This is a genomic window from Flavobacterium sp. (genome assembly GCF_023151265.1).
Classification (GTDB): Bacteria; Bacteroidota; Bacteroidia; order Flavobacteriales; family Flavobacteriaceae; genus Flavobacterium.
Genome location: NZ_JAKLJH010000142.1, coordinates 1 through 6658 on the forward strand (window position 1 = coordinate 1; position 6658 = coordinate 6658).

The 6658-nt window shown below is 32.4% G+C and carries 9 protein-coding genes; 3 read left to right on the plus strand and 6 right to left on the minus strand.

From position 1 onward, the window contains the following. The first annotated feature begins 170 nt into the window (after window positions 1–170). Window positions 171–683 (plus strand): acyl-CoA thioesterase, encoded by a 513-nt coding sequence (locus L6Q46_RS11710; RefSeq protein ID WP_111566472.1) that lies wholly within the window; start codon window positions 171–173, stop codon window positions 681–683. A gap of 35 nt (window positions 684–718) precedes the next feature. Here L6Q46_RS11710 and L6Q46_RS11715 read toward each other — a convergent pair whose 3' ends face one another. Genes L6Q46_RS11715 through L6Q46_RS11725 form a run of 3 tightly spaced genes read right to left on the minus strand, consistent with a single transcriptional unit; the run spans window position 719 to window position 2374 of the window. Then, window positions 719–1420: a hypothetical protein gene (locus L6Q46_RS11715; protein WP_291284457.1), complete on the minus strand. Its 702-nt coding sequence runs from the start codon at window positions 1418–1420 to the stop codon at window positions 719–721. Then, window positions 1417–2037, minus strand: coding sequence for a hypothetical protein (locus L6Q46_RS11720; RefSeq protein ID WP_291284458.1), 621 nt, complete (start codon window positions 2035–2037; stop codon window positions 1417–1419). The genes L6Q46_RS11715 and L6Q46_RS11720 overlap by 4 nt, the downstream gene beginning before the upstream one ends. A 1-nt stretch (window position 2038) precedes the next feature. After that, window positions 2039–2374, minus strand: coding sequence for a PadR family transcriptional regulator (locus tag L6Q46_RS11725; protein ID WP_262317256.1), 336 nt, complete (start codon window positions 2372–2374; stop codon window positions 2039–2041). Between the two features lie 138 nt (window positions 2375–2512). On the opposite strand from L6Q46_RS11725, the gene L6Q46_RS11730 reads away from it, so the two are divergent. After that, window positions 2513–3565: a ferredoxin--NADP reductase gene (locus tag L6Q46_RS11730; RefSeq protein ID WP_291284459.1), complete on the plus strand. Its 1053-nt coding sequence runs from the start codon at window positions 2513–2515 to the stop codon at window positions 3563–3565. Window positions 3566–3607: 42 nt separating this feature from the next. Here the strand turns inward: L6Q46_RS11730 and L6Q46_RS11735 are convergent, their stop codons facing one another. Both L6Q46_RS11735 and L6Q46_RS11740 read right to left on the minus strand, forming a co-directional pair. Next, a complete protein-coding gene (locus tag L6Q46_RS11735) occupies window positions 3608–4645 on the minus strand; it encodes a glycosyltransferase family 9 protein (protein WP_291284460.1) in 1038 nt (345 codons plus the stop codon). Between the two features lie 11 nt (window positions 4646–4656). Then, a complete protein-coding gene (locus tag L6Q46_RS11740; RefSeq protein WP_111566475.1) occupies window positions 4657–5262 on the minus strand; it encodes a DUF4254 domain-containing protein in 606 nt (201 codons plus the stop codon). Between the two features lie 74 nt (window positions 5263–5336). Here L6Q46_RS11740 and upp point away from each other — a divergent pair, with 74 nt between their 5' ends. Further along, entirely contained in the window at window positions 5337–5990 is a 654-nt protein-coding gene (gene upp / locus L6Q46_RS11745; protein ID WP_026725465.1) for a uracil phosphoribosyltransferase, read from the plus strand. Here the strand turns inward: upp and L6Q46_RS11750 are convergent. Beyond that, window positions 5985–6658, minus strand: a 674-nt coding sequence (locus L6Q46_RS11750; protein WP_291284461.1) for a DUF6427 family protein, incomplete at its 5' end; no start/stop codon positions are given. The genes upp and L6Q46_RS11750 overlap by 6 nt on opposite strands.

The window sequence follows — 6658 nt, forward strand, 5'->3', positions numbered from 1 at the left end:
AACGAGGCTCAAACAGAAAGAAAAAACATTCAAAAATCGCACAATGCGGAAGCTTGGTTGTTAATCAAATAAATTTTTAACACTTTGCATAAAAATTATTGAAATCCCAATTTTGGGATTTTTTTTTGCATTTAATTATCAAATTCCTCTTTATCTTTGCAAAAAAAACAATGCAACCAAAATTTCCTTCAGAATCGGTAACTACTTTAACCGACTTAGTTTTACCAGGTGAAACGAATCCATTGAACAATTTATTTGGTGGTGAATTGCTTGCTCGTATGGACAGAGCAGCGAGTATTACCGCTAGAAGACATTCGCGTAGAATTTGTGTAACGGCATCGGTGAATCACGTGGCGTTTAACAGAGCTATTCCGTTAGGAAGTGTAGTAACGGTTGAATCGAAAGTATCGAGAACATTCAACACTTCTATGGAAATTTTTATTGATGTTTGGATTGAAGATAGAGAATCAGGAATTAAAAATAAAGCCAACGAAGCTATCTATACTTTTGTAGCCGTTGATGAAACTGGAAGACCAATTCCTGTTCCACCAATTGAGCCAGAAACTGAATTAGAAAAGCAACGCTACGAAGCAGCATTAAGAAGAAAACAACTAAGCTTAGTCTTAGCTGGAAAAATGAAACCAAGCGAAGCAACGGAATTAAAAGCCTTGTTTATGGAATAACAAACGAAAGCCTACTCATAAAGTAGGCTTTTTGTTTAATTGGCATTTTCTAATGCATATTCGGGATAGGTTTCTTTTAAATAGTCTTCTGCTTTTGATGGGATAATTTTAAGAATAATAAAACCCAACAAGAAAAAACAAACTACCGTTGCGCTAATAATTGTAGCTGAAATTATACCAAATTGAGCGGTATCTTCTATTCGTAATCCAAACTGAAGTGGTAATGGAATAAAACCTGTGAATGAACCTAATCCAAAAATGATGTCTTTGTACAGCCATTTTTTTCCAGAAAGCTTCGTTTCTTTTTTGTTTTTTCTTGACATTTTTACAATTCCAATCCAAAACAAGAAAGTAAAAAGCACAAAAATTGAAATTATAATTAAATAAGCATGTTCAAATTTCAACATCAACTGAACTAAAATTGCAAAAACAGTAGCTGTGCCAATTATTTTAGGAATTGTAAAAAACGACTTAAAATGTTTCCAAACCAATTTATTGTATTTTTTTCCTAAAGCAATTTGACGTTCTTCTACAACTGTCATAAACCCAAAAACCCCAAATTTTTTGAATTCCACTTGCAAAGCATCTTCAAAAGAAACTTTAGGGTTTTCTTTCCATTGGCATTCTATTGAATTAGCCAAATGATCTACTAATTCCGTTTGTAAATCAAACCATTCCACGTAATGTTGGCGCGTGAATTGGTAAAGACGGTCTATTTGTTCTGGTGTGAGTTTCATTGGAATAAAAATTGGTTTCTCTGTCTAAAAGACTTCATTTCTAAATAATAAAATTGAAGAAAAGCAAAAAAGACAAACAACACTATTGAATTGAAAATAACATAAGAAGTAAATCCTTCGTTAGCAATTCTGTGTAATGGATTTGCTAATTGATATAATAGAAAAATGATAGAGAAATTTTTATCTATATAATAAAACTTCTTTTTCCAAGTCAATAAATAATGTAAAATCAAAAACACGAAGTAAGTTGCAATTATTATTACATAAATATATTTTGTAAAATCATTAATTCCGAAATATTGAGTAAAAAAATAAACTATAGAAAAAATACCTATTGCTAAAAGTATCTGAATTGGTTGAATTGAAAATAAGACAAACTTTTTCAAAGGTTCTTTAAAGTATAATCCTTCTTCTTTATTTCCTTTCAAAATTCCCTTCTTATTCGTCACCATATAACTTTTGAAAGCATCATAAAAATCTAAATTTTCAGCTTCCATTTTTTGCTCTACTGCGGTGGCTACATGGTCGAGCATTTCCATGCGAATGTCGTAATAAATGACTTCGCTGTTTTTTAGGTAATTGTCTATGAATTGTATGTTTTCAGCTGTCAACTTCATCTTAATAACTCAATTTAGGATTTACAATCGTTTGCATGTTTTTGATGAATTCTTCTAATTCAGCTAAACGGTTTACGGTTTCTGTGGCGCCTTTTTCGGTAAGTTTGTAGTACTTTCTTAAGCGATTATCTACTTTTTCTACCTCAACATCTAGCAAACCTTCGGCTTCTAATTTGTGTAAAGCAGGATACAAAGCACCTTCGGTGATGTTCAATTCGCCTTTGGTAATTTCTTTTACTTTCTGCGTAATTTCATAACCATACATTCTGCCTTGCTCTTCTAAAAGCTTCATAATGATGGTGTTCAAACTGCCTTTATATAATTGTGAATTTTTCATAAATCTAAAATTTCAAAACAAATATATGCATAATTTTCTTATGCATAACATTCTTAAGTATATTTTTTTGACCTCTATTTTCTAAATTCTATCTTCTATTTTCTTGATAAATAGTATTTTTGTAAAAAATAAAATCACATGTCATCATTTTATAAATTAAGCATTAAAGAAATCATCAAAGAAACGGCAGATGCGGTTTCGATTCTTTTTAATGTTCCCGACGAATTAAAATCGTATTATCAATTCGTTGCAGGACAATACGTAAACTTAAAAATTACGCTTGACGGACAAGAAATTAGGAGAGCGTATTCGATTTGTTCTTCTCCAAAAAGTGGCGAGTTACGAATTGCTGTTAAAGCTATCCAAAACGGTTTTTTCTCAAAATTTGCTAATGAAAAATTAGCGGTCGGAAACGTAATTGAAGTAGGAACTCCAGAAGGAAAATTCACTTTCGAACCTAAAGCAGAACGTCAGAAAAACTATGCAGCTTTTGTGGCAGGTAGTGGAATTACGCCTGTTTACTCAATTTTAAAATCGGTTTTAGAAGAAGAACCAAATAGTACTTTTGTTTTGGTTTACGGAAATAAATCTGAAAAAGATACGATTTTCCACAACCAATTACACGATTTGCAATTGCAATATGTGGGGCGTTTATTTGTGCAATATGTGTACAGTCAATCAACTGCTGATAATGCTTTGTTTGGCCGAATTGATAAATCAACCGTAAATTTCATCTTGAAAAACAAACATGCTGAAATGGAATTCTCAAAATTCTATTTGTGCGGTCCAGAAGAGATGATTAATTTGGTTTCGGATACATTGAAAGAAAATAACATTTCAGATTCAGATATTAAATTCGAATTGTTCTCTACCTCATCAAACGAAGGAGAAACCGTTGCAAGTGCTGATGGTCACACTAAAATTTCTATTTTAGTTGATGATGAAGAAACGACTTTCGAAATGAGTCAAAAGCAAACTTTATTAGAAGCGGCTTTGAAGCAAGGTTTAGATGTTCCGTATTCTTGTCAAGGTGGAATTTGCAGCAGTTGTATTTGTAGAATTACAGAAGGAGAAGCGGTCTTGAAAAAGAATCAAATTTTAACCGATGCTGAAATCGCAGAAGGATTAACGTTAGCATGTCAAGCACATCCAACAACAGCTACGATTAAGATTGATTTTGATGATGTATAATCGTTGAAATTCCAAATAATAAATTCTAAATTCCAATTTTATCTAGGTAAGATTGGAATTTATTTTTTCAATAACTTGAGTTGGTAAAATCGTTCGCATTACATCGTCATAACCTTCCACTTTTTTGTTACCATAAATAGAGGTTGGTAATAATGGATATTGTTCTCTGTCCGAATTCAAACAAAAATCATCTGGTTGGTTAAATGGTTTGAAACCAGCATAAGGATGCGTTACTCCCCAAAGCGTAATGACTTTTACACCTAACATCGCAGCAATATGTGCATTTCCAGAATCCATGGAAAGCATGATATCTAAATTGGAAATCACTTCTAACTCTTGTTTGAATTTTAATTTTCCAGCTAAAACCATTACATTTTCGTATTGGTTTTGTAACTGATTTAGCAACTGAATTTCTTTATCGCCGCCGCCAAATAAGAAGATTTTATTGTTTTTATTTTCAGCTAATCCATCAATTACTTGTTGCATTAAATCGATTGGATACACCTTGCTTTCATATTGTGCAAAAGGTGCAATTCCAATCCAATTTTGATTTTTATTCCCTGTTATGGAAAGAATTTCTTCTGATAAAATGGCTTTTTCAGGAAAATGCGGATTCATTAAATCTATTGAAAACCCAAGCTGCTTGAATGTGTCCACATGTCTGTCGACCATTGATTTAACGGGAGCAAAAACTTTGTTGGTTAAACTCGTTAAGGTTTTCTTTTCAGCTCTTCCTTTATCGGTTGCAGCGACTTTTTTTCCGCTTAAAGCGAATAAGGTTCGGATAACTTTAGAACGAAGCACATTGTGTAAATCGGCAACCAAATCAATATTCAATTTTCGTAAATCGGAAAATAAACGAACTAAACCTAAGAATCCTTTGTGTCGTTCTTTCAAATCCACACCAAAGAAATTCACATTCGGAATTCCGTCAAAAAATGGTTGGAAAAAAGGTCGGGAAACTACGGTGATTTTTACTTCGGGATATTGCAAAACTAAGGCTCTCAACACAGGAACTGTCATTGCGACATCACCCATGGCTGAGAGCCTTATTACCAATATGTGTTTTGGTTTAGACATCAATTTGATGACTATTTTTTATTCTGATACAACACTGGATTTAACTCCTCGTCGTTGTACATTTTCATTTGTTTGTACACTTTCATGTATTTGTCACCCGCTTCAATATCTTCGATTAATTGACTAATTGAAGTAAACATATCGTTCTTTTGGTCTAACAATACATTCAATTTTTCTTGACATTTTGCTCTGTGTTCCGCTGTAGCTTCTGCACGAGTTGCCTCTTCGTTCATGTGGTAAATTTTCAAAGCCAAAATCGATAAACGGTCAATTGCCCAAGCTGGACTTTCTGTATTGATTTTTGCATTTGGTTTTACTTGAACATCTTTATATTTATCTAAGAAATAACTATCGATATATTCCACCATATCCGTACGAACTTGATTCGAAGCATCAATTTTACGTTTCAAATCTAAAGCTGCAACTGGATCAATATTTGGATCACGAACGATATCTTCGTAATGCCATTGCACGGTGTCTACCCAGTTTTTTGCAAATAACAAATATTCAATAGTTCCTTTTTCGAAAGGATTTACAACTGGTTGATACACATCGTCAATAATGTGATACGTTTTGATACTTTGTTCAAAAATGGGAAATGCAAATTCAGCAAACATAATTATCTCTTTTAAATTGATACAAAAATAGCGATTTTTTGTACTTTTATCCTGAATTACAAAAAATAAAATCGATGCACATTCATTATATCTCCGAACAAAACAGTATTCTTAATCATTTTTTAGCGCAAATTCGTGATGTGAACATCCAAAATGACAGCATGCGTTTTAGAAAAAATATTGAGCGTATTGGAGAAATAATGGCATACGAATTAAGTAAAACACTTGATTACAAAAATATCGATGTGCAAACGCCACTTGGTATCAAACACACCACAACCATTGCAGAACCTGTAGTTTTATGTTCGATTTTACGTGCTGGTTTAGCATTACATCAAGGTTTTATGAGCTTTTTTGATAATGCAGAAAATGGATTTGTTTCGGCTTACCGCCATCATTATGACAACGATGATAAGTTTGAAATTTTAGTAGAATATCAAGCAGCGCCATCATTCGAAGGAAAAAATTTAATTTTAATTGACCCAATGTTAGCCACTGGACAATCGTTGGTAGCCGTTTTACACAAATTACATTTGGAACAAAAACCAAAAGAAATTCATATTGCGGTTGTTATTGCAACCCCAGAAGGAATTGAATACTTAGAGAAAAATGTGCCTGAAAATTGCCATTTGTGGGTAGCGGCTTTAGATGAAAAACTAAACGAACACAACTACATTGTTCCGGGTTTAGGTGATGCTGGAGATTTAGCTTACGGAATCAAATTATAATTGCATTACAAAGAAGAAAATTCCCAAACCTAATAACGCATAAACCACAATTTCTTTTACCCAATTGTTTTCAATTTTCTCAATGAAATTAGCTCCAATTATGGCTAAAGGTCCAAAACAGAAAGCTAAACTTCCATTATTTTTATTAGCTGAAAGCACGTAAATTCCAACACCTAAGATAAAAGAAAACAAAATCGTTTTGTGTGACGATTGCATGTTCAATGCTTTATTTGGTACATCAAAAACATGTAAAACAAAAGCAAATAAACTTAATGATGTAAAAGTTGCTAAAGCAATTCTTTGGTAAATATTTTCGAAATAATAAAAATCAAAACTGATGTATGTTTTATCCAGCAAAGTACTCATCAAAGTATTATCTAAAATACTATTGGCAAGGAAAAATATAATAGTTACCGCAAATAGTGCGATGAAAGGAATAATCCAATTTCGATAATCTTTAGAAACGTGAAGTATGATAGCAATAAACACTAAAACAATGTAAAAAATACTCCAAAAGTGAAACAACGCCGCTAGGAAAATCCAAAACGATGCATCAAAAATTTTCTCTTTGGTTTGCAATAAAGATTTCAAAGAAATTAATCTTCTTAATGCCAAAAGCAATAAAAAGTTAGAAATAATGATGTTTTTATTCTGGAAAATAGAGGAAA

Bases quoted from the DNA above. Each gene is read 5' to 3' on its own strand.
- upp (WP_026725465.1), top strand. From the start codon at position 5,337: ATGCACATTCATTATATCTCCGAACAAAACAGTATTCTTAATCATTTT.
- L6Q46_RS11720 (WP_291284458.1), bottom strand. From the start codon at position 2,037: ATGAAGTTGACAGCTGAAAACATACAATTCATAGACAATTACCTAAAA.
- L6Q46_RS11715 (WP_291284457.1), bottom strand. From the start codon at position 1,420: ATGAAACTCACACCAGAACAAATAGACCGTCTTTACCAATTCACGCGC.
- L6Q46_RS11740 (WP_111566475.1), bottom strand. From the start codon at position 5,262: ATGTTTGCTGAATTTGCATTTCCCATTTTTGAACAAAGTATCAAAACG.
- L6Q46_RS11725 (WP_262317256.1), bottom strand. From the start codon at position 2,374: ATGAAAAATTCACAATTATATAAAGGCAGTTTGAACACCATCATTATG.
- L6Q46_RS11730 (WP_291284459.1), top strand. From the start codon at position 2,513: ATGTCATCATTTTATAAATTAAGCATTAAAGAAATCATCAAAGAAACG.
- L6Q46_RS11735 (WP_291284460.1), bottom strand. From the start codon at position 4,645: ATGTCTAAACCAAAACACATATTGGTAATAAGGCTCTCAGCCATGGGT.
- L6Q46_RS11710 (WP_111566472.1), top strand. From the start codon at position 171: ATGCAACCAAAATTTCCTTCAGAATCGGTAACTACTTTAACCGACTTA.